Raw genomic sequence first — 21,725 nt, 5'->3', positions numbered from 1 at the left:
TATTTAGTTAATTTCGGTAACTGTTAATCACGGCGGGTGCGATAATTTGCACCGCTAACACCGCTAAATAGGTCAGGCCAAGCGGTATAAACTCCGCTTTGAACACCCCAAGCGCCACGATCAACAAAACTATGGTGATCAAGACCTTTAACCCCTCGCCGATGGCGAATGACCAGGCGACCCGACCGGGTGCCTGCGTCTGCGTCTGATGACGCAAGGCAAACAGCATAAACATGGTACTCGGCAACCAGGCTGCGAGACCGCCCGCCAGTGCCGAACCGCTCCATTCCAGGCTTTTCAGTCCGAAAGCAGCGCTGATCAGAACAAAAGTCATTAACTGCAGAAACAGCAATTTACGAGCAACTTTTCCGCTGTAAAGGGACACAGACATGACGTTTGTTCTCTCCGTACCCCAGAGGGGGTATGCTGAGTGACGTATAAAACTGTTTTTACTGATCTGAGTCAAGCAGCAAAAAACGAGCAAATTATACGGGGCATACCAACGAATTCAATCGATAAGTAGCGAAAAGGTGAACAATTATTTAAATTCCCCTATTTCAGGCTATTTTCACAAGAAAACGGTCGGAATATAGGGCGCATTAAATTGTCTGATTATTCCAGCGTTACAGTACGAAACGTCGAACCGCTCACAATAATGCCTCTTTCTGATTTATAACTCACCGACGTGTAAACCGTCTTTAGCAAATTGAGTGATCAAAAAACATTATAAATCAAAATATTACAAGTTAACCGTTCAAAAACAATCCATCTACTCGGTAAAAACCTTTTATTGACAGCTTGTCGCGTAATATTACAACAGCCAATTAACATTAGCGCCAAAGCAGAATCGTTAACTTATCGTTGCTAACGTGACTATTTCGAATTGCAATTACTCTATTGTCGCTAATTGGCGGCTATTTTTGTGTTAATAAAAAGTAAATTAACTAAAAAAACCGCCATTTGATTAGCCTGCTTACATTTACTCTAGACACTATCTTTTAATTCACGCTTATTTGATCAAAAACAAACTCAGTTTGCTTTAAGTATCACCAAATGACGTTCGCCTTCGAGTTCCGGCACCTGCAAGCGCACCACCGACTCGAGTTCGATACCTTCCGGCAGCTGCGTCAGCTCTTCATCAGGACGAACCCCTTTCAGCGCGTAGAAACGCCCCTGCCCTTTCGCCGGCAAATGGTGGCACCAGGACAGCATGTCCTGCAGCGAAGCAAAAGCACGGCTGATCACACCGTCAAACGGCGGTTCGGCCGGGAACTCCTCAACGCGGCTCTGTACCGGCTCAATGTTGGTCAGGCCCAGTTCGTGCTGCACCTGACGCAGGAAGCGCACGCGCTTGCCCAGGCTGTCCAGCAAGGTGAAATGGGAATCAGGACGAACGATCGCCAACGGAATGCCCGGCAGACCGGGGCCGGTGCCTACGTCGATAAAACGGGAGCCCTGCAAATGCGGGTTTACCACGATGCTGTCGAGAATATGGCGTACCAGCATTTGCTGAGGATCGCGCACCGAGGTGAGGTTATAAGCCTTGTTCCACTTGTCCAGCATGCCGACATAGCCTAGCAATTGCTGTTTTTGCTGATCGGGAAGCGCAATGCCTGCTGCAGTGAGCAGCGAGTCTAATTTTTTCTGCACAACGGGTCCTCTGACTGGCGTGGAACGACGAGCCAAATTGGGGCTGGCCAAGAAGCCAAGCATGATAATTCAGGCACGGGACGATGTCAGCGACCGTTTGTCTATCAAGTAGACAAACGGTCGCACAAAAACAAGATTTATGCGCTGCGGCGCAGCAAACCCTGCTTTTTCAGCCAGATCAGCAAAATTGAGATCGCCGCCGGTGTGATGCCGGAGATGCGTGAAGCCTGGCCGATCGAGTTCGGCTTGTGGTCATTCAATTTGGCAATCACTTCATTCGACAAGCCGGAAACTTGCTGATAATCGAGATCCAACGGCAGCACGGTGTTTTCGTTACGCTGCTGTTTTTCGATCTCTTCCTGCTGACGAGCAATGTAGCCTTCGTATTTTACCTGGATCTCAACCTGCTCTGCGGCCTGGGTATCGGCCAACGGCGGCGCAAATGCGGCTACGGAGGTCAGCTGTTGGTAATCCATTTCAGGGCGACGCAGCAACTCTTCGCCATTCGCTTCACGCGACAGCGGCGCTTTCAGCAGTACGTTGACCTGATCGACATTCTCCGCATGCGGGTGCATCCAGATGTCGCGCAGGCGCTGACGTTCTTGTTCGATGTGTTCCAGCTTTTCGCTAAAGCGCGCCCAGCGGGCATCGTCCACCAGACCCAGTTCGCGGCCTTTTTCGGTCAGGCGCAGATCGGCATTGTCTTCGCGCAGCATCAGGCGGTATTCGGCGCGTGAAGTGAACATGCGATACGGTTCTTTGGTACCCAGGGTACTGAGATCGTCCACCAGCACGCCGAGGTAAGCCTGATCGCGACGTGGTGACCAGCCTTCATCTTCGTTGGCATAACGTCCGGCATTCAGACCGGCCAGCAGGCCCTGTGCAGCGGCTTCTTCGTAGCCGGTGGTGCCGTTAATCTGACCGGCGAAGAACAAGCCTTGGATAAATTTGCTTTCCAGCGTCGGTTTTAAATCGCGCGGATCGAAGAAATCATACTCGATGGCATAACCCGGACGAACGATACGGGCATTCTGCATCCCTTCCATCGAACGCACGATCTGCATCTGTACGTCAAACGGCAGGCTGGTGGAAATGCCGTTAGGATAAATTTCGTTGCTGGTCAGGCCTTCCGGTTCAAGGAAGATCTGGTGAGCGTTACGATCGGCAAAGCGCATGACTTTGTCTTCGATCGATGGGCAATAGCGTGGGCCGATCCCTTCGATGATCCCGGCATACATCGGGCTGCGATCGAGGTTATTGCGGATCACGTCATGGGTTTTTTCGTTGGTATGGGTGATGTAGCACGCCATTTGCTCCGGGTGTTGCCCGGCATTGCCCATAAACGAGAACACCGGGATCGGTGTATCACCGTGTTGCGGCGTCAGAACGCTGAAATCGATAGTGCGTGCATCGATACGCGGTGGCGTACCTGTTTTCAATCGATTAACGCGCAAAGGCAATTCACGCAGGCGCTGTGACAACGAGATCGACGGAGGATCCCCGGCGCGGCCTCCGCTGTAGTTTTCCAGGCCGATATGGATCTTGCCATCCAGGAAGGTGCCTACGGTCAGTACTACCGCTTTGGCACGGAACTTCAGCCCCATTTGGGTTACCGCACCGACAACGCGATCGTTTTCCACAATCAGATCTTCGACCGGCTGCTGGAAGATCATCAGGTTCGGCTGGTTCTCCAGGGCGGTGCGCACAGCCTGGCGATACAGTACGCGGTCAGCCTGGGCACGAGTGGCTCGCACCGCCGGGCCTTTGCTGGCGTTTAGTATCCTAAACTGGATGCCGGCATGGTCAATCGCCGTGGCCATCAGGCCGCCAAGTGCATCAATTTCCTTAACCAGATGCCCTTTACCAATACCGCCAATCGCCGGGTTGCAAGACATCTGCCCCAGCGTATCGATATTGTGCGTCAATAATAAAGTCTGACGCCCCATGCGTGCCGCAGCCATTGCGGCTTCGGTACCGGCATGGCCACCACCGATGATGATGACGTCAAATTGCTCTGGATAAAACATGGAACTGCACCTCGCCGTATTGCGAACGATCGTTGTTTGCCCTGGGGAGGGCGATTCTACTCAAGTTTAGTCGATCGACCAAGTGGTCAGGATCGTCGGTAATTAAAAGAAGATCTTTTTTATTTAAAGATCTCTTTATTAGATCTCTTATTAGGATCGCGATCTTCTGTGGATAAGTGATTATTCGTGATTGAGATCAGCGGATTAAGGAGGATCGTTAGCTGTGAATGATCGGTGATCCTATAGCTTATAAGCTGGGATCTAAATGGCATGTTATGCACAGGTCAAAAAGAGACCTAAGGTTGTTATTGGGATAACTACCGCTTTTACCCTGCTTTTAAGCATAGTTATCCACAATCGTTCGGGTGATCTTTGAACAAATTAGAGTAAATTAATCCAATTTTTCACCCATTCCTCTGCCGGATCCTCAGGAATTTCGTGTTCAGTCACGTCGATCTCGAGCCGATCGCCGATCCTTTTCGCCCCGCGAGCGATCAGAAGATCGTCGATCTGTTGGATCGCACCACAGAAAGTGTCGTATTCCGAGCTGCCCAAACCGACTGCGCCGAACTGCACCTGGGATAAGTCAGGAAGCTGTTCTTCTATTTGTTCCAGCAGCGGTTGCAGGTTATCCGGTAAATCGCCGGCACCGTGGGTAGAAGACACCACCAGCCAGCGCCCGGACAGGGTCAGTTCATCCAATTCAGGGCCGTGCAGGGTTTCGGTCGTAAAGCCCGCAGCTTCCAGTTTTTCAGCCAAGTGCTCGGCTACGTACTCGGCGCTGCCAAGCGTACTGCCACTGATCAGAGTAATGTCTGCCATGAAATGAATGATCCCAGCCTTCTCAAAGTGGCAGCATTGTACGCTGTGAATCGGCTGGGATCTACCTGTGGATAATATGGGTATAGTAATTAATTGGCTAGGGCGTGATGGTACGCATGATGGGGTTCTGCAGCGAGATCAGCGTTTCGGTGGACTGGATCTCGTCAATGGTCTGGATCTTGTTGATAAGTACCTGTTGCAACGCATCTATTGAGCGGCACATCACTTTGATAAACACGCTGTAGTGGCCGGTGGTGTAGTAAGCCTCAACCACTTCCTCCAGGCTTTCGAGCTTTTTCAGTGCCGAAGGATAGTCTTTAGCACTCTTTAATATAATGCCGATAAAACAGCAGACATCGTAACCCAGGCGTTTAGGGTTCACGTCAACCCGTGCGCCGGTGATGATACCGGCCTGCTTCATCTTTTCTACTCGCACATGAATGGTACCGGGACTGACGGCAAAGTTCTTGGCCAGTTCGGCGTAAGGCGTGCGGGCATTTTCCATCAAAGCGTTAAGAATGCCGCGATCGAGATTATCGATCTGATAATTTTCAGCCATTTAATCCCCCACTAATTGCTGATTGTTGAATTATTACCGCATCAAAATGAACGATTAAAAGTGAAAAGGCAATATTGATTAGCGGATATTGAATTACGGTGCCGTTCTGTTGCTTAATCGTTGGCAACAGAGACAGGTTTATAAGAGATACGGCAATGAAAAAACAGTTTATTCAAAAACAACAACAAATCAGCCTGGTTAAATCCTTCTTCTCACGCCAGCTGGAACAGCAGCTTGGCCTGATCGAAGTGCAGGCGCCGATCCTCAGCCGCCTGGGTGACGGTACCCAGGATAACCTGTCAGGCAGTGAGAAAGCGGTGCAGGTAAAGGTCAAAACCCTGCCGGAAGCCACCTTCGAAGTGGTGCACTCACTGGCGAAATGGAAACGTAAAACGCTGGGCAGCTACGATTTTGGCGCCGGTGAAGGCCTGTATACCCATATGAAAGCATTGCGTCCTGATGAAGATCGCCTGAGCGCGATCCATTCGGTCTACGTCGATCAATGGGACTGGGAGCGGGTGATGGGGGATGGTGAGCGCAGCCTGGATTACCTGAAAAGCACCGTGAGCAGTATTTATGCGGCGATTAAGGCCACTGAAGTCGAAGTGAGCCGCGAATATGGCTTAACGCCGTTCCTGCCAGAGCAGATTCATTTTGTTCACAGTGAAACCCTGTTGCAACGCTACCCGGAACTGGATGCCAAAGGCCGTGAGCGGGCGATTACCAAAGAGCTGGGCGCGGTATTTCTGATCGGGATCGGCGGTAAGCTGTCGCACGGCAAATCACACGATGTCCGTGCGCCGGATTATGATGACTGGACGACACCGGCGGCAGAAGGCCTGGCAGGTTTGAACGGCGATATTCTGGTCTGGAACCCGGTATTGCAGGATGCCTTCGAGCTTTCTTCTATGGGGATTCGCGTTGACGCCAGTGCGCTGAAGCGCCAGTTGGCGCAAACCGGCGATGAAGATCGTCTGGCGCTGGAGTGGCATCAGTCATTGCTGCGTGGCGATATGCCGCAGACTATCGGTGGCGGTATCGGCCAGTCACGCCTGGTGATGCTGTTGCTGCAACTGTCGCACATTGGTCAGGTGCAGTGTGGCGTGTGGTCACCGCAAGTGCGTGACGCGGTCGAAGGGCTTCTGTAACAATCAGCGCCGCCAGCGGCGCATCAAGCGGCTTTTTAACCCGGTATCAAAGCGCCAGATATGATCGAAGATGCGCATGATGCCGGGTTTGCCATAGCTGGACATCGCCACCGCGTGAAAGCGTTGCTGGTGGTTCTGCTGCTGCTGTTTGACCTTCTTTATGACCTCCTCCGGCAACCGCTGGGCAATAAAGTCAGAAATGATCACCGCATCCGCGTCGAACCAGCCGCTCTCCGCCATTTTACTCACCGTGGCGTTCAGGCAGGCTGCCAGATCGGTGCCGCCGCGAAACTGCTGACCGAGAAAACGCACTGCCTGTTCAATTCCGCTGGCGGCCGTAAGCTCGTAATGCACTATCTGGTTGGCAAACAGCATGATGTAGCAGCGGCGATTATCCGCCAGCGCAATGCGCAGCAGCGCCAGACAAAACGCCTTGGCGCACTGCTCATTGAACCCACCCATGGAGCCTGAGGTATCGACACAGACGATAAACGGGCCGCGCGGCTGCTGATCCTGCTGCTGGTGGGTGACCTGCCGGATCGTTATCTGTTCCTGCCAGACATCGCCCTGCAGGCGGTAGCTCAATAACTGCTTTTCCAGCAGGCGCCGGTAAAACTCAAATTCCAATTCTTCGATACCCAACGTGACCAATTCAGGCGGCAGCAGGCGCAGAATATCGTCGCTCTGATGAATACCGCTGACCTCTTCCGGCAGCGTGGCGGGTACCTGCACCATGACGCGAAACGGCTCTGGCAAAGCATCCTGTTGCTGTACCGCTTTGGCCTGATAGCTGCGCCCAAGCTGCTGCGCCAGTTTTTTCAGCTCCGGTTGTTGCTGCAGGAAGTTGCCGTATTCCACCAGCCGTTGATAATCGCCGCGCTGAAGATGGCCTTTGCTCATGTCCCACAGTCGCCCGGCGGCGGTGTCGTTTTCCGACAGCAGCGGTTCCAGCGCCCCACTCAGTGCCAGACGCTCCTGCAGCTCCGCCATCAGCTGTTCGCGTTCCTGTTCCAGCAACTGGTGGTGCATCATGGTGGCCTGCAGCGTCAGGCTGATACGCCAGCGTTGTAAAAACAGGGTCTGGAAACTGTCGTCCAGCGGATGATTGGGCAGATCGGCGGCGTCCACCAGCGAGCGGGCCTGCTCATAGAAAGGAGAAACCAGCTGGCGGAGCAGGTCCAGAGTGTCATTGAGGTTATGAAAGAACTGGGTATTGTTCTCTAACTGGCACTGTTGATAGCGGTAAAATTCTTGCGCCAGCGCAGGTGGCACCATGGCTTCATGCAGACGCTGTTTCAACTGCAGCTTCCAGCGCGGCAGGTCGCGATCCAGCGCCCGGCGGATCGCCGGAAACTTCTTGAAGAAAATCGACAGCTGCGGGGCCGCCAGCATACCGATGATCATTTCCTCGATCAGTTCACCTTCGGTGATCGCCAGCAGCAGATCGAGCGTTTCCAGGCTGAGCATGCTTACTGACCGCGCATCTGCTGGTGCTGCTGTTTGATTTGTTCCGCCACCTGCAACAGGCTGGCCTCAATTTTTGCCAGCCTGGCGGCCGGGGTAAACAGGCAGGGCTGATGCTGACTGAACAACCGACGCTGTTCCGCCAGACGCTGAGCCAACTGGTCCATTTCGTCGAGCATTGCCTGAGGCGTTCCCCCGGTCTTTATACCGGGCAGGGCCAGCAGCGAAGGCTGACGACTGACGTCCAGTACCGTCAGATGCAGTTTTTCGTCCACTTCCAGATCGATCTGCTGGGCAAAGCCGATGCCGTTCAGTTTGGCGCGTACGTCGCCGCCTTTTTGCAGCCAGTTTTCCAGTACGCTGTTTTCAATACTCAGATGGTTGACCTGAATATCATGCAGCTGCAGCGGTTTTTGCAGCAACAGTGTCAGGGGGCCGGTGCCGAGCGGCGTGGCCAGGGCAAACTGCGGCTTTCGGCTGAACATGCCGCCTTTTTTTACCAGTGTGATCGCCTGACTGTCGCTCTGCTGTTGTTGGTGCTGCAGCCAGCGGGTGTGGATCTGTTGCAGCTGGATCAGCAGCGTTTGCTGTTGGTAGGCCGACTCGTTCAGCAACTGCTCTACTTGCTGCTGCAGCAGTTTTAGCGAGGTGAGATCGTGCCACAGGCAGTCTTTCAGCAGCAGCAGGTCGATCGGGGCCACGGCGTCGCGACCACTGAAAAAGGCGCAGGCCTGCAACAGGCGCAATGCCTTTTTCCATCGGCGATCGGAAACGTAAGGAGCATGGTCCAGCGCATCCAGCCGCTGACGCAGTTGGAATATCAGTTCGAAGCAGCTTTCAGGCAGCTTGATTTTGTCGATCTGCGATTGCCACTGGTGATACTCCTCGTCGGTGATGCTCAGGGCTTCCGGCACCGGGTTTTCATTCTCGTTCTGGCGGCTGACCAGCAACGAGCGAAAGTTCTGCTTGTCCTGCACTTTGTCCAGCCACAGGCGTATCAGCATGCGGTCGTACAGCGCTTCCAGGCTGCTGTCGGCTTCCGGTAATTCATTGGAGGCGGTGACCAACAGCCGCAGGGGGATCGGTTCCTCCGCGTTGCCGTTACGGAAGCGACGTTCGTTGATCGCGGTCAGCAGGGTATTGAGGATTGCCGGGCCGGCTTTCCAGATCTCATCCAGAAATACGATTTCCGCTTCGGGCAGGTAGCCGGCGGTCAGGCGCTGATAGCGGCCTTCGTCTTTTAACGCCTGGATGGATAACGGGCCGAACACCTCTTCCGGCGTCGAGAAGCGCGTCATCAGGTATTCAAAGGAGCGCGCATGGCGAAAGGCGAATTTTAACCGGCGTGCAATCAGGCTTTTGGCAATGCCCGGTGGACCGAGCAGGAACACGCTTTCACCGCTGAGCGCCGCCAGCAGACACAGGCGAATGGCTTCCTGACGTTCATAAAGACCGCTCTCCAGCGCGCTGCTGAGGCGGGAAATCCGTTCTGCAAGAAGTGATGATGGCGCCATATTATTGTCGTGTTGTCCGAGAGTTAGCCAATCTTGGTGGATAATCCGATGATAAACCACCATTATTTTTAATGGTATAGCTTGTTGATTAGTAAAATCTTTCTATTATCAAAAGAGCGGCCGGTTCACATTTTGTTTATTTTTTGGGTCTGATATAAGAGTAGGCAAGCAGTATAAATCGTGCATACTGTGCGCCTTTTAGTGGGCGTAACGGATCTTAGAGCCCGTATCTCTGGCTGATGCGGATGCATCGCTAACGGATGTTCTAATAAAGAAACGAATTATGAGCACAGAGCATAAACAGTCCTTATCGGCGGTAACCTTGGCGGCAATTGGGGTGGTTTACGGTGATATCGGCACCAGTCCTCTCTATACTCTCAGAGAGTGTTTCTCCGGCCATTACGGCTTCGATGTTCGTCCAGACGTAGTTTTCGGCTTTCTGTCGCTGATTTTCTGGATGCTGATCATCATTGTTTCCCTTAAATACCTCACTTATGTCATGCGGGCAGATAATGCCGGCGAAGGCGGGATCCTGACGCTGATGTCGTTGGCCGGGCGTAATACTTCAGCGCGCACTACTGCAGTGTTGGTGATCCTGGGCCTGATTGGCGGCAGCTTCTTCTATGGCGAGGTGGTGATCACCCCGGCAATATCGGTGATGTCCGCGATAGAAGGTTTGGAAATCGCCGCTCCGTCGCTCGATGGCTATATCGTTCCGCTGTCGATACTGGTGCTGACGCTGCTGTTCGCCATCCAGAAACACGGTACCGGCAGCGTCGGTAAGCTCTTTGCACCGGTGATGCTGCTGTGGTTTATCGTCCTGGCGGTACTGGGGGCGCGCAGCATTATGGCTAACCCGGAAGTGTTGCAGGCGTTGAACCCGAAATGGGCGCTGAACTTCTTTATTGAATATAAGAAGGTTTCGTTCTTTGCGCTGGGTGCGGTGGTGCTGTCGATTACCGGCGTTGAGGCGTTGTACGCCGATATGGGCCACTTCGGCAAATTCCCTATTCGCCTGGCCTGGTTCACCGTGGTGCTGCCTTCACTGGTGCTGAACTATTTTGGCCAGGGCGCTCTGTTACTGAAAAATCCGGAGGCGATCAAGAACCCATTCTTCCTGTTGGCGCCGGACTGGGCGCTGATCCCGCTATTAATTCTGGCGACGCTGGCCACGGTTATCGCCTCGCAGGCGGTGATCTCCGGCGTGTTCTCCCTGACCCGTCAGGCGGTGCGCCTGGGTTACCTGTCGCCAATGCGCATCATCCATACGTCTGAGATGGAATCCGGCCAAATCTACATTCCGGTGATCAACTGGACGCTGTATATCGCGGTGGTGCTGGTGATTGTCGGTTTCGAACACTCCAGTAATCTGGCGGCGGCCTACGGCATCGCCGTGACCGGCACCATGGTGCTGACCAGTATTCTGGTGACGTCGGTGGCGATTAAAAACTGGCACTGGAATCGCTTCTTCGCCGTCGGCATTCTGGTTGTCCTGCTGATTATCGACATCCCGATGTTCTCCGCCAACGCCCTGAAACTGTTCTCGGGTGGTTGGCTGCCGCTGATGTTGGCGCTGGTGATGTTCATCATCATGACCACCTGGAAGAGCGAACGTTTCCGCCTGCTGCGCCGCATGCACGAGCACGGCAATTCCCTGGAGGCGATGATCGCCTCACTGGAAAAATCGCCGCCGGTGCGGGTGCCTGGCACCGCGGTCTTTATGTCACGCGCCATCAACGTGATCCCTTTTGCGCTGCTGCATAACCTAAAGCACAACAAGGTACTGCACGAACGCGTGGTGCTGTTGACGTTGCGTACCGAGGATGCACCTTACGTTCACAACGTGCGGCGAGTGACCATCGAACAGCTGTCACCGACCTTCTGGCGGGTGGTGGCCAGCTATGGCTGGCGTGAAACGCCGAACGTTGAAGAAGTGTTCCACCGCTGCGGGCTGGAAGGGCTGCCGTGCCGGATGACGGAAACCTCGTTCTTTATGTCGCACGAGTCGTTGATCCTGACCAAACGGCCGTGGTACCTGTTCCTGCGCGGCAAGCTGTTTATTGCATTGAGCCGCAATGCGCTACGCGCGCCGGACCAGTTCGAGATCCCGCCCAATAGGGTGATCGAGCTGGGAACCCAGGTCGAGATTTAACTCCCGCTCAAGGGCTCAGCCACCGCTGGGCCCTTTCTGTTTAACCCCGTCATACTTGAAGCTGCCTCTTTGTTGGCTGCACCAGCTCATCCCGATCACATAGTGGATTATGCTCCCGGGAATTCGCAGGCTTGCCGCCGCGATGCAACGTCAATTATTTAGGGTATCTGTTCTCGGTAACACGAGCGAAACGTTTCGATGACGATCACACTTCTGCATTATCCCGGTTGCCTTCTACTGACGTTTTTTTAAACTCCAGACACAAGCGAAACGTTTCGCTGGCGGAATGAGAAGAACAAGATGAAAAAAGGCGTGTTGCTGAATGCTGATGTCTCTGCCGTGGTTTCCCGTCTCGGTCATACCGATCAGATAGCTATCGGCGATGCCGGGCTGCCTATTCCGGCGGCCACGCAGCGCATCGATTTGGCGCTGACCCAGGGGGTGCCGAATTTTCTACAGGTACTCGAGGTCGTGACGCAGGAGATGCAGGTCGAAAGCGCCATTCTGGCGGAAGAAATCGTTAAGCAAAATCCACAGCTTCATAGCGCGTTATTGGCTCAGCTGACCGAACTTGGCCAACGCCAGGGGAAGAGCATCAGCCTGAGCTATATCAGCCACCAGGCTTTTAAAGCACAAACGGAACACTGCCGTGCGGTGATCCGCAGCGGGGAATGTTCGCCCTACGCGAACGTGATCCTTTGCGCCGGCGTAACTTTCTGAGGCACCTATGCAACCTTTACTGCAACTGAAAGGGATCGATAAAGCCTTTCCCGGCGTGAAGGCGCTTTCCGGCGCTGCGCTCAGCGTGTACCCGGGCAAGGTGATGGCGCTGGTGGGTGAAAACGGCGCCGGGAAATCCACCATGATGAAGGTGCTGACCGGCATTTATAACAAAGACGCCGGCAGTCAGTACTTTCTCGGAAAAGAGGTGGCGTTCAACGGCCCAAAGGATTCGCAGGAAGCGGGCATCGGCATCATCCATCAGGAACTGAACCTGATCCCGCAATTGACCATTGCGGAGAACATCTTCCTCGGGCGTGAGTTCGTTAACCGTATCGGCCGCATCGACTGGAAGCGCATGTATGCCGAAGCAGACAAACTGCTCGCACGACTGAACCTGAGTTACAGCAGCCACCGGCTGGTGGGGGAACTGTCGATCGGCGATCAGCAAATGGTGGAAATCGCCAAGGTGCTGAGCTTCGAATCGAAAGTCATCATTATGGATGAGCCGACGGATGCGTTGACCGATACCGAGACGGCCTCTTTATTTAAAGTGATCAATGAACTGAAGGCCGAAGGGCGAGGGATTGTTTACATCTCCCACCGGCTGAAAGAGATTTTTGAAATTTGCGATGACGTCACGGTGTTTCGTGACGGGCAGTTTATCGCCGAACGTCCGGTCAGTGAGCTGCAGGAAGATTCGCTGATAGAAATGATGGTCGGCCGCAAGCTGGAAGAACAATACCCGCGCCTCAACCAGCCGCGCGGTGAAAAACGGCTGGAGGTCAATCAGGTTTCCGGTCCGGGTGTGCATGACGTCAGCTTTACGCTGTACCGTGGCGAAATTCTTGGCGTCGCCGGGTTGATGGGCGCCGGGCGAACCGAGCTGATGAAAATTCTCTACGGGGCTGCACCACGCAAGGCCGGCACGGTCAGCCTCGATGGCCGCCAGGTGGTCACTCATTCTCCACAGGACGGTTTGGCGAACGGCATTGTGTATATCTCCGAAGACCGCAAGCGCGATGGTCTGGTGTTGGGGATGTCGGTGAAGGAAAACATGTCGTTGACCGCGCTGCGCTATTTCAGCCGTGCCGGCGGCAGCCTGAAACAGGCCGAAGAACAGCAGGCGGTGGGGGATTTCATCCGCTTGTTCAATATCAAGACGCCGTCGATGGAACAGCCCATTGGCCTGCTCTCCGGCGGCAATCAGCAAAAAGTGGCAATCGCCCGCGGCCTGATGACGCGGCCAAAGGTGTTGATCCTCGATGAACCGACACGCGGTGTCGACGTCGGTGCCAAAAAAGAAATCTATCAGTTAATTAACCAGTTCAAGCAGGAAGGTCTGAGCATCATTCTGGTGTCGTCGGAAATGCCGGAGGTCATGGGCATGAGCGACCGCATTCTGGTGATGCACGAAGGACACCTTAGCTGCGAGTTCCCGATTGAACAGGCCACCCAGGAAGCGTTGATGGCTGCGGCCGTTGGCAAGCAATACGGCGTAAAGCAGGAGTAATCAGATATGAGTTCCCAGAGTGTGGCAAAGCGCTGGTTCAGTAAAGAGTGGCTGTTAGAGCAAAAATCACTGATTGCTCTGCTGGTGCTGATCGCCGTGGTCTCTTCAATGAGCCCGAATTTCTTCACCCTAAATAACCTGTTCAATATTCTGCAGCAAACCTCGGTTAACGCCATTATGGCGGTGGGGATGACGCTGGTGATCCTCACTTCCGGCATCGATTTGTCGGTGGGATCGCTACTGGCGTTAACTGGTGCGGTAGCGGCATCGATCGTGGGCTTTGAAGTTAACGCGGTGGTGGCCGTGGCGGCGGCACTGGCATTGGGAGCCGCGGTCGGCGCCTGTACCGGGGTGATCGTTGCCAAAGGCAAGGTGCAGGCATTTATTGCGACCCTGGTGATGATGCTGCTGTTGCGCGGCGTCACCATGGTGTACACCAACGGCAGCCCGGTGAACACCGGCTTTACCGACGTGGCCGATACTTTCGGCTGGTTCGGCATCGGCCGGCCGCTGGGCGTACCAACCCCGATCTGGATCATGGCGATCGTCTTTATCGCTGCGTGGTACATGCTGCACCATACCCGCCTGGGCCGCTATATTTATGCTCTGGGCGGCAACGAGGCGGCGACCCGCCTGTCCGGTATCAGCGTCGATAAAGTGAAGATTATCGTTTATTCGCTTTGTGGTTTGTTGGCGGCATTGGCGGGTGTGATCGAAGTGGCGCGCCTGTCTTCCGCGCAGCCGACCGCCGGCACCGGCTATGAGTTGGACGCCATTGCCGCAGTGGTGCTGGGCGGTACCAGCCTGGCCGGCGGCAAGGGCCGCATTGTTGGTACCTTGATCGGGGCGCTGATCCTTGGCTTCCTGAACAACGGATTGAATTTACTGGGTGTTTCTTCTTACTACCAAATGATCGTGAAGGCAGTGGTGATACTGCTGGCGGTTCTGGTAGAGAACAAAAGCAACAAATAACCTCCCCCTACAGGAATCACGATGATGAAAATGAAAAAACTGGCAATTTTGGCTTCAGCCTTCGCACTGAGCGCCACCCTGAGCGCTAACGCGCTGGCGAAAGACACTATTGCGCTGGTGGTTTCCACGCTGAACAACCCGTTCTTTGTCTCAATGAAAGAGGGGGCGCAGCAGGAAGCCAACAAGCTGGGTTACAACCTGGTGGTGCTGGATTCGCAGAATAACCCGGCGAAAGAGCTGGCTAACGTGCAGGATCTGATGGTGCAGGCGCCTAAGCTGCTGCTGATTAACCCAACCGATTCCGATGCGGTCGGTAACGCCATCAAGATGGCCAATCAGGCCAAGATCCCGGTCATCACCCTGGACCGCGTGGCGAGCAAGGGCGAAGTGGTCAGCCATATCGCTTCGGATAACCGCGTTGGCGGCAAAATGGCCGGTGATTTCATTGCCAAAAAAGTGGGCGCAGACGCTAAAGTGATCCAACTGGAAGGGATCGCCGGTACCTCCGCTGCCCGTGAGCGTGGCGAAGGCTTTAAACAATCACTGGATCAGAACAAATTCAAACTGTTGGCCAGCCAACCGGCAGATTTCGACCGTACCAAAGGCCTGAACGTGATGCAGAACCTGCTGACCGCTCACCCTGATGTGCAGGCGGTGTTTGCCCAGAACGATGAAATGGCGCTGGGCGCCCTGCGTGCGCTGCAAACCGCCGGTAAAACCGACGTGGTCGTGGTAGGCTTCGACGGCACTGCCGACGGCGTGAAAGCGGTTGAAGGCGGCAAACTGGCGGCTACCGTCGCGCAGCGTCCGGATCAGATCGGCGTGATCGGCGTAGAAACCGCCGATAAAGTGCTGAAAGGCGAGAAAGTGTCGGCTACCATTCCGGTGGATTTGAAACTGGTCACCCAATAAGTCATACCAGCGCCATCAAAACGGGGCGTTTATGATGGCGCGTAATTCAGGAATCAATGCGATGGCAACAGGTAAGCTGGTGGTTCTGGGCAGTATCAATGCCGACCATATCCTTAATATTGAGCAGTTTCCTCGCCCGGGCGAAACGGTGATCGGGAAACAGTATAAAGTAGCGTTTGGCGGCAAAGGCGCAAACCAGGCGGTGGCGGCTGGGCGCAGCGGTGCAGATATCGCTTTTATCGCCTGCGTGGGTGCCGATGACATCGGTGAACGCGTGCGTCAGCAACTGGCGAGCGATCGCATTGATACCCAACCGATAGAAGCTATTGCCGACAGCACCACGGGCGTCGCGCTGATTTTCGTTAATGCGGAAGGCGAGAACGTGATCGGCATCGATGCGGGTGCCAATGCCGCAGTGACCCCCAATTATCTTGCACGTTATCAGCAAAAGGTTATCGACGCCGACGCGTTGCTGATGCAGCTCGAGTCTCCGTTGGAAACCGTTATCGCAGCCGCCAGCCTGGCGAAACAGCATCAGACGCAGGTTATCCTTAACCCGGCGCCTGCTCGTGAGCTGCCGGACGATCTACTGGCGACTATCGATATGATTACGCCAAACGAAACCGAAGCTCAGCGCCTGACCGGTATTGCTGTCAATGACGATAATGATGCCGCGCGCGCCGCTCAGGCGTTGCACGATAAAGGTATCGCAACGGTGATCATCACTCTTGGTAGCCGTGGCGTGTGGCTGAGTGAGAACGGCAACGGCAAATTGGTACCTGGTTTCAAGGTTAAAGCGGTCGATACTATCGCCGCTGGCGATACCTTCAACGGGGCGCTGGTCACGGCGTTGCTGGAAGGCAAAATCATGGCGGATGCGGTGCGCTTTGCTCATGCAGCAGCGGCAATTGCGGTGACCCGTCCCGGCGCCCAACCTTCCGTGCCCTGGCGCGAAGAGATTGACGCCTTCTTGCAGCAGCAGGAGTAACCCCCTTGGCCACCATGAAAGATGTCGCCCGCCTGGCGGGTGTTTCAACCTCGACGGTTTCGCACGTCATTAATAACAATCGCTTTGTCAGCGACAGCGTGCGAGCCAAAATCATGGCGGCTATAGAACAACTGAACTATGCGCCTTCCGCCCTGGCGCGCAGTCTCAAACTGAATCAGACGCGAACCATCGGCATGCTGGTCACTTCCAGCAACAACCCCTTTTATGCTGAGGTGGTGCGTGGCGTCGAGCGCAGTTGTTATGAACGTGGCTACAGTTTGATCCTGTGCAATACCGAAGAAGATGCCGCGCGCATGAACCGCAATATGGAGACGCTGCTGCAAAAGCGCGTCGACGGTTTGCTGTTGATGTGTACCGAAAACCATCGGCCATCGCAGGATGCGCTGAGTCGCTACCCGTCTCTACCAATAGTGATGATGGACTGGGCGCCGTTCGAAGGGGCTAACGACATCATCCAGGACAACTCTTTGTTGGGTGGCGAGATGGCGACCGATCATCTGATCGCTCGTGGGTATCGCAAAATCGCCTGCATCGCCGGCCCGCAGGATAAAACCACGGCACGCCACCGACTGGAAGGATACCGAAGCGCCATGCAGCGTGCTGGGCTGGCGATCCTGCCGGGGTATGAAGTGCACTGCGATTTTGAATTTGAAGGCGGTGTCATCGCCATGAAACAGCTGTTGGCCTTGGCTGAGCCACCCCACGCGGTGTTCGCCGGTAACGACGCGGTCGCGGTGGGAGCTTACCAGGCGTTGTATCAGGCTGGGTTATCGGTACCGCAGGACATGGCGGTGATGGGTTACGACGATATCGAACTGGCCAAATACCTTGCGCCGCCGCTAAGCACCATTCATCAACCTAAAGATTCGCTGGGTGAATTGGCGATCGATGCGTTGATCAACCGCCTGCAGAATCCGGAACGTGAAGCTCAGGTTCTGGTACTGACCCCTGAGCTGGTGGAACGCGCTTCGGTTGGCCGCCGCTAGCGGGGAGCTTCGGCTTCTTTCTTGCTGTCACGGCCACTGATCAGGTTACGGCCGTCCTTCCTTTTTAACAGCATAAAGACAAACGCTGAGGCCAGGGTGACAATCCCCATGGTAATAAAGGTGTAGTGGAAGTGATCGACCATGGTGCCGAGCGATATAGATTCATAGAAACGCAGCACCGCTGCGCTGATCGCCACGCCGAAGCTGATGGAAAGCTGCTGAGTAACCGCCAGCACGCTATTGCCGGAGCTGGCATTGGCATCGTTTAAATCCGCCAGGCTGATGGTATTCATGGCGGTGAACTGCGTAGACATCGCCATCCCCAGCACGAACAGCGGCAGGATCATCAACCACAGCGGCATTCCCGGGCTTTGTAATGCAAACTGGGCGATCAGCACGCCGATAATCAACGTGATGCCAACCAGCGTTTTGCGATAGCCGAACCAGCGCAGCACTTGAGTCACGGTGGATTTCGCCATCAGTGAGCCGATGGCCGTCGGTGCCATCATGCAGCCCGCAATAATCGCCGAGTAACCGAAACCGACCTGCAACATCAGCGGCATCAGGAACGGCACGCAGCCGGTACCCAGGCGTGAAGCGACATTGCCGGCGATCCCCACGGAGAAGGTGCGAGTCTGGAATAAATCCAAACCAATCAGTGGCTGAGGGTGCCTGCGGGCATGAGCGATATAGCCGAACAGCATCACCACGCCGCTGAGCAGAATACCCAGTGAGATATAGCTGGCCAGCACCTGTTCGCCAAACAGCTCAAGCCCGGTAGAAACCAGCACCAGACTCAGGCCAAACAGCATAAAGCCGAGGAAATCGAACCGACGCTTGGGCGTGGTGAAGTCCGGCATATATTTGCGTGCATAGAAGATGCCGAGCAGGCCAATCGGGATGTTGATAAGGAAAATCCAGTGCCAGGTGGCGTAGGTGACCAGCCATCCCCCCAGCATCGGCCCCATGATCGGGCCAACCAGCCCGGGCATGGTCACGAAGTTCAGAACCGGCAACAGCTCGCTGCGCGGGTAGGCGCGCAACAGGGCCAAACGTGCTACCGGCATCATCATCGCACCACCAACGCCCTGAATGACGCGTGAGGTCACCAACACGCTTAGCGTTGGGGAAAGCGCACACAGCAGCGAACCGAGAGTAAATAGCGAAACCGCAAAGATAAACACCCGCCGGGTACCGAAACGGTCTGCCAGCCAGCCACTGACCGGGATCAGCATGGCAACCGTCAACGTATAGCTGATTACGGCAGACTGCATCGCCAGTGGCGAGCGCTCCAGGCTTTGCGCTATCGCAGGCAACGCCGTGTTGAGGATGGTGGCGTCCAGCGCCTGCATAAAGAATGCCATTGCGGCGATCCAGGGGAGCCCTGCCATACTGCGCGCGGATTTAGTCATTATGATTCCCGGTTAACTGTCGTATTCGTCCCTTCATTGTTCTTCTATATATAAGTAGGGCATGAGTTAGTCTTTCTCTCTGAGCAAGATCTGGCAGGCGGCTAATGCCCCTGCGCCGTCGCCGGCGAGTATCGCATCGACAATGGCCTGATGGTTCTGGAGCTTAATCACTTCGTTACCGGTGATGGCGCGGAAGTAACTTTGATACACCGAACTGAACAGGTTGGCGAATGATGTGAGAAACGGATTACCGCTGGCCTCATAGATAAGCTGGTGGAACTGGGTATCAACCTGGATCCAGTGCTCGCGGTCAAACTGAACATGCAGTGCCCGCATTTCCGCCATCAGTTCAGCCAACCGCGCAGTTTGCTGCGTGCTGGCGTTGGCAGCCGCCAATGAGCAGGCCTGAGGTTCCAGCGAGGTTCGCAGGATAAGGAAATGCTGCATCACCTGATCGAAGTTCTCTTTGGTCATCCACCAGGTCAGTAAATCCTGATCGAGAAAGTTCCACTGGCTTTGCGGCATGACCCGGGTGCCGATGCGCGGACGGGGGAGCAGCATGCCTTTGGCGGCCAGCATCTTCACCGCTTCACGTACCGCGGTGCGGCTCACGCCAAATTGTTCCCCGAGTTCCATCTCTCCGGGCAGGATACTGCCGGCCTGATAATCGCCTGCCAGAATTTGTTGGCCGAGTTTTTCTGCAAGTAGATAAGAAAGATTGCGTTGGGCGGCCTGTTGTTGAGCATTAAATTGCATGGCTGCGAGTCCTTACTGACATTGTTACTCTTATTTTACTCTACGGATCGCCAGCTTTTGTCGCTGATTTCCGGAAAAAGTGACGAAAACGCTGGCTTGTTCAGCGTTTTGTCGAAAAATACCGCGCTTGAAAAGTTTTTTGCATTTAGGGGTTGCGGCCTTCTGAGAACTCCCTATAATGCGCCTCCACTGACCGGGAACAACGACTCCTCTAACGAGAACCAGTCGCCCAGCCAGAAAGATTCAAGCCGGTGAAAACACCGTTTCTTAATAAGAAAAAAGCTTGACTCTTCAGGTGAAAAGCGTAATATACGCCACCTCGAGTTAGCAACCTAACTCACTGCTCTTTAACAATTTATCAGACAATCTGTGTGGGCACTCCACAAGACGATATCCAGAACCTTCGGGTTCAAAAAAATATCAAGTCTTGAAGAGTGACCAAGCAGTAATTCATTTAGTTGAATTATTACGAAAGTTAATTTTCGAGCATCGCTTCACGAGTTGAAGCAAATCAAGCTTTTAATTGAAGAGTTTGATCATGGCTCAGATTGAACGCTGGCGGCAGGCCTAACACATGCAAGTCGAGCGGTAGCACAGGAGAGCTTGCTCTCTGGGTGACGAGCGGCGGACGGGTGAGTAATGTCTGGGAAACTGCCTGATGGAGGGGGATAACTACTGGAAACGGTAGCTAATACCGCATAACGTCTTCGGACCAAAGTGGGGGACCTTCGGGCCTCATGCCATCAGATGTGCCCAGATGGGATTAGCTAGTAGGTGGGGTAATGGCTCACCTAGGCGACGATCCCTAGCTGGTCTGAGAGGATGACCAGCCACACTGGAACTGAGACACGGTCCAGACTCCTACGGGAGGCAGCAGTGGGGAATATTGCACAATGGGCGCAAGCCTGATGCAGCCATGCCGCGTGTGTGAAGAAGGCCTTCGGGTTGTAAAGCACTTTCAGCGAGGAGGAAGGGTAGTGTGTTAATAGCACATTGCATTGACGTTACTCGCAGAAGAAGCACCGGCTAACTCCGTGCCAGCAGCCGCGGTAATACGGAGGGTGCAAGCGTTAATCGGAATTACTGGGCGTAAAGCGCACGCAGGCGGTTTGTTAAGTCAGATGTGAAATCCCCGCGCTTAACGTGGGAACTGCATTTGAAACTGGCAAGCTAGAGTCTTGTAGAGGGGGGTAGAATTCCAGGTGTAGCGGTGAAATGCGTAGAGATCTGGAGGAATACCGGTGGCGAAGGCGGCCCCCTGGACAAAGACTGACGCTCAGGTGCGAAAGCGTGGGGAGCAAACAGGATTAGATACCCTGGTAGTCCACGCTGTAAACGATGTCGACTTGGAGGTTGTGCCCTTGAGGCGTGGCTTCCGGAGCTAACGCGTTAAGTCGACCGCCTGGGGAGTACGGCCGCAAGGTTAAAACTCAAATGAATTGACGGGGGCCCGCACAAGCGGTGGAGCATGTGGTTTAATTCGATGCAACGCGAAGAACCTTACCTACTCTTGACATCCAGAGAATTCGCTAGAGATAGCTTAGTGCCTTCGGGAACTCTGAGACAGGTGCTGCATGGCTGTCGTCAGCTCGTGTTGTGAAATGTTGGGTTAAGTCCCGCAACGAGCGCAACCCTTATCCTTTGTTGCCAGCACGTAATGGTGGGAACTCAAAGGAGACTGCCGGTGATAAACCGGAGGAAGGTGGGGATGACGTCAAGTCATCATGGCCCTTACGAGTAGGGCTACACACGTGCTACAATGGCGTATACAAAGAGAAGCGAACTCGCGAGAGCAAGCGGACCTCATAAAGTACGTCGTAGTCCGGATCGGAGTCTGCAACTCGACTCCGTGAAGTCGGAATCGCTAGTAATCGTAGATCAGAATGCTACGGTGAATACGTTCCCGGGCCTTGTACACACCGCCCGTCACACCATGGGAGTGGGTTGCAAAAGAAGTAGGTAGCTTAACCTTCGGGAGGGCGCTTACCACTTTGTGATTCATGACTGGGGTGAAGTCGTAACAAGGTAACCGTAGGGGAACCTGCGGTTGGATCACCTCCTTACCTAATGATATTGATTCGCGTGAAGTGCTCACACAGATTGTCTGAT

17 protein-coding genes and 1 rRNA gene are annotated in these 21,725 nt (G+C 54.4%); 9 read left to right on the top strand and 9 right to left on the bottom strand.

Going from position 1 to position 21,725, the window contains the following annotated elements; translation table 11 throughout:
* Window positions 1-7 precede the first annotated feature (7 nt).
* From atpI to asnC, 5 genes are all read right to left on the bottom strand, one after another.
* Window positions 8-391, bottom strand: a complete 384-nt coding sequence (atpI, locus tag NR114_RS14920; protein WP_020837704.1) for a F0F1 ATP synthase subunit I — start codon at window positions 389-391, stop codon at window positions 8-10.
* 638 nt (window positions 392-1,029) lie between these two features.
* On the bottom strand, window positions 1,030-1,650 hold the full coding sequence (rsmG, locus tag NR114_RS14915; protein WP_046374844.1) for a 16S rRNA (guanine(527)-N(7))-methyltransferase RsmG: 621 nt from the start codon (window positions 1,648-1,650) through the stop codon (window positions 1,030-1,032).
* Between the two features lie 137 nt (window positions 1,651-1,787).
* Window positions 1,788-3,677: a tRNA uridine-5-carboxymethylaminomethyl(34) synthesis enzyme MnmG gene (mnmG, locus tag NR114_RS14910; protein WP_046374845.1), complete on the bottom strand. Its 1,890-nt coding sequence runs from the start codon at window positions 3,675-3,677 to the stop codon at window positions 1,788-1,790.
* A 381-nt stretch (window positions 3,678-4,058) separates the two neighbouring features.
* Window positions 4,059-4,499, bottom strand: coding sequence for an FMN-binding protein MioC (mioC, locus tag NR114_RS14905; protein ID WP_234529641.1), 441 nt, complete (start codon window positions 4,497-4,499; stop codon window positions 4,059-4,061).
* A 97-nt stretch (window positions 4,500-4,596) separates the two neighbouring features.
* Window positions 4,597-5,058 carry a transcriptional regulator AsnC gene (gene asnC / locus NR114_RS14900; RefSeq protein WP_004950461.1) on the bottom strand — a complete coding sequence of 154 codons (462 nt, stop codon included), beginning with the start codon at window positions 5,056-5,058 and terminating at the stop codon, window positions 4,597-4,599.
* A 155-nt stretch (window positions 5,059-5,213) separates the two neighbouring features.
* On the opposite strand from asnC, the gene asnA reads away from it, so the two are divergent.
* Window positions 5,214-6,206 (top strand): aspartate--ammonia ligase, encoded by a 993-nt coding sequence (gene asnA, locus NR114_RS14895; RefSeq protein WP_020837701.1) that lies wholly within the window; start codon window positions 5,214-5,216, stop codon window positions 6,204-6,206.
* Window positions 6,207-6,209: 3 nt separating this feature from the next.
* Here asnA and viaA read toward each other — a convergent pair whose 3' ends face one another.
* The gene (gene viaA / locus NR114_RS14890) at window positions 6,210-7,673 is read right to left on the bottom strand and encodes an ATPase RavA stimulator ViaA (RefSeq protein WP_046374847.1); all 1,464 of its coding nucleotides are present in this window, start codon (window positions 7,671-7,673) and stop codon (window positions 6,210-6,212) included.
* Window positions 7,674-7,675: 2 nt separating this feature from the next.
* A complete protein-coding gene (gene ravA / locus NR114_RS14885) occupies window positions 7,676-9,184 on the bottom strand; it encodes an ATPase RavA (RefSeq protein ID WP_020837699.1) in 1,509 nt (502 codons plus the stop codon).
* 283 nt (window positions 9,185-9,467) lie between these two features.
* Between ravA and kup the strand changes: the two genes are divergently transcribed.
* From kup to rbsR, 7 genes are all read left to right on the top strand, one after another.
* Window positions 9,468-11,336, top strand: a complete 1,869-nt coding sequence (gene kup, locus NR114_RS14880) for a low affinity potassium transporter Kup (protein ID WP_020837698.1) — start codon at window positions 9,468-9,470, stop codon at window positions 11,334-11,336.
* A gap of 300 nt (window positions 11,337-11,636) precedes the next feature.
* Window positions 11,637-12,056, top strand: coding sequence for a D-ribose pyranase (gene rbsD / locus NR114_RS14875; RefSeq protein ID WP_048759300.1), 420 nt, complete (start codon window positions 11,637-11,639; stop codon window positions 12,054-12,056).
* 7 nt (window positions 12,057-12,063) lie between these two features.
* Window positions 12,064-13,569, top strand: a complete 1,506-nt coding sequence (gene rbsA / locus NR114_RS14870) for a ribose ABC transporter ATP-binding protein RbsA (RefSeq protein WP_234529639.1) — start codon at window positions 12,064-12,066, stop codon at window positions 13,567-13,569.
* Between the two features lie 6 nt (window positions 13,570-13,575).
* The gene (gene rbsC, locus NR114_RS14865) at window positions 13,576-14,541 is read left to right on the top strand and encodes a ribose ABC transporter permease (RefSeq protein ID WP_020837695.1); all 966 of its coding nucleotides are present in this window, start codon (window positions 13,576-13,578) and stop codon (window positions 14,539-14,541) included.
* Window positions 14,542-14,565: 24 nt separating this feature from the next.
* Window positions 14,566-15,453, top strand: a complete 888-nt coding sequence (gene rbsB / locus NR114_RS14860; RefSeq protein WP_041415747.1) for a ribose ABC transporter substrate-binding protein RbsB — start codon at window positions 14,566-14,568, stop codon at window positions 15,451-15,453.
* Window positions 15,454-15,514: 61 nt separating this feature from the next.
* The gene (gene rbsK, locus NR114_RS14855; protein ID WP_234529638.1) at window positions 15,515-16,441 is read left to right on the top strand and encodes a ribokinase; all 927 of its coding nucleotides are present in this window, start codon (window positions 15,515-15,517) and stop codon (window positions 16,439-16,441) included.
* 5 nt (window positions 16,442-16,446) lie between these two features.
* Window positions 16,447-17,448: a ribose operon transcriptional repressor RbsR gene (rbsR, locus tag NR114_RS14850; RefSeq protein ID WP_020837691.1), complete on the top strand. Its 1,002-nt coding sequence runs from the start codon at window positions 16,447-16,449 to the stop codon at window positions 17,446-17,448.
* On the opposite strand, the gene mdtD is transcribed toward rbsR, so the two are convergent.
* Both mdtD and NR114_RS14840 read right to left on the bottom strand, forming a co-directional pair.
* A complete protein-coding gene (mdtD, locus tag NR114_RS14845) occupies window positions 17,445-18,860 on the bottom strand; it encodes a multidrug transporter subunit MdtD (RefSeq protein WP_234529637.1) in 1,416 nt (471 codons plus the stop codon). The genes rbsR and mdtD overlap by 4 nt on opposite strands.
* A gap of 66 nt (window positions 18,861-18,926) precedes the next feature.
* Entirely contained in the window at window positions 18,927-19,616 is a 690-nt protein-coding gene (locus NR114_RS14840; protein WP_020837687.1) for a FadR/GntR family transcriptional regulator, read from the bottom strand.
* 520 nt (window positions 19,617-20,136) lie between these two features.
* Here NR114_RS14840 and NR114_RS14835 point away from each other — a divergent pair.
* A 16S ribosomal RNA gene (locus NR114_RS14835) occupies window positions 20,137-21,679 on the top strand.
* Window positions 21,680-21,725 lie beyond the last annotated feature (46 nt).

It is taken from the genome of Serratia sp. Ser99 (assembly GCF_024519545.1).
In the GTDB taxonomy this organism is placed as follows: Bacteria; Pseudomonadota; Gammaproteobacteria; order Enterobacterales; family Enterobacteriaceae; genus Serratia; species Serratia liquefaciens.
This window is presented reverse-complemented; position numbering and strand designations above follow the sequence as displayed.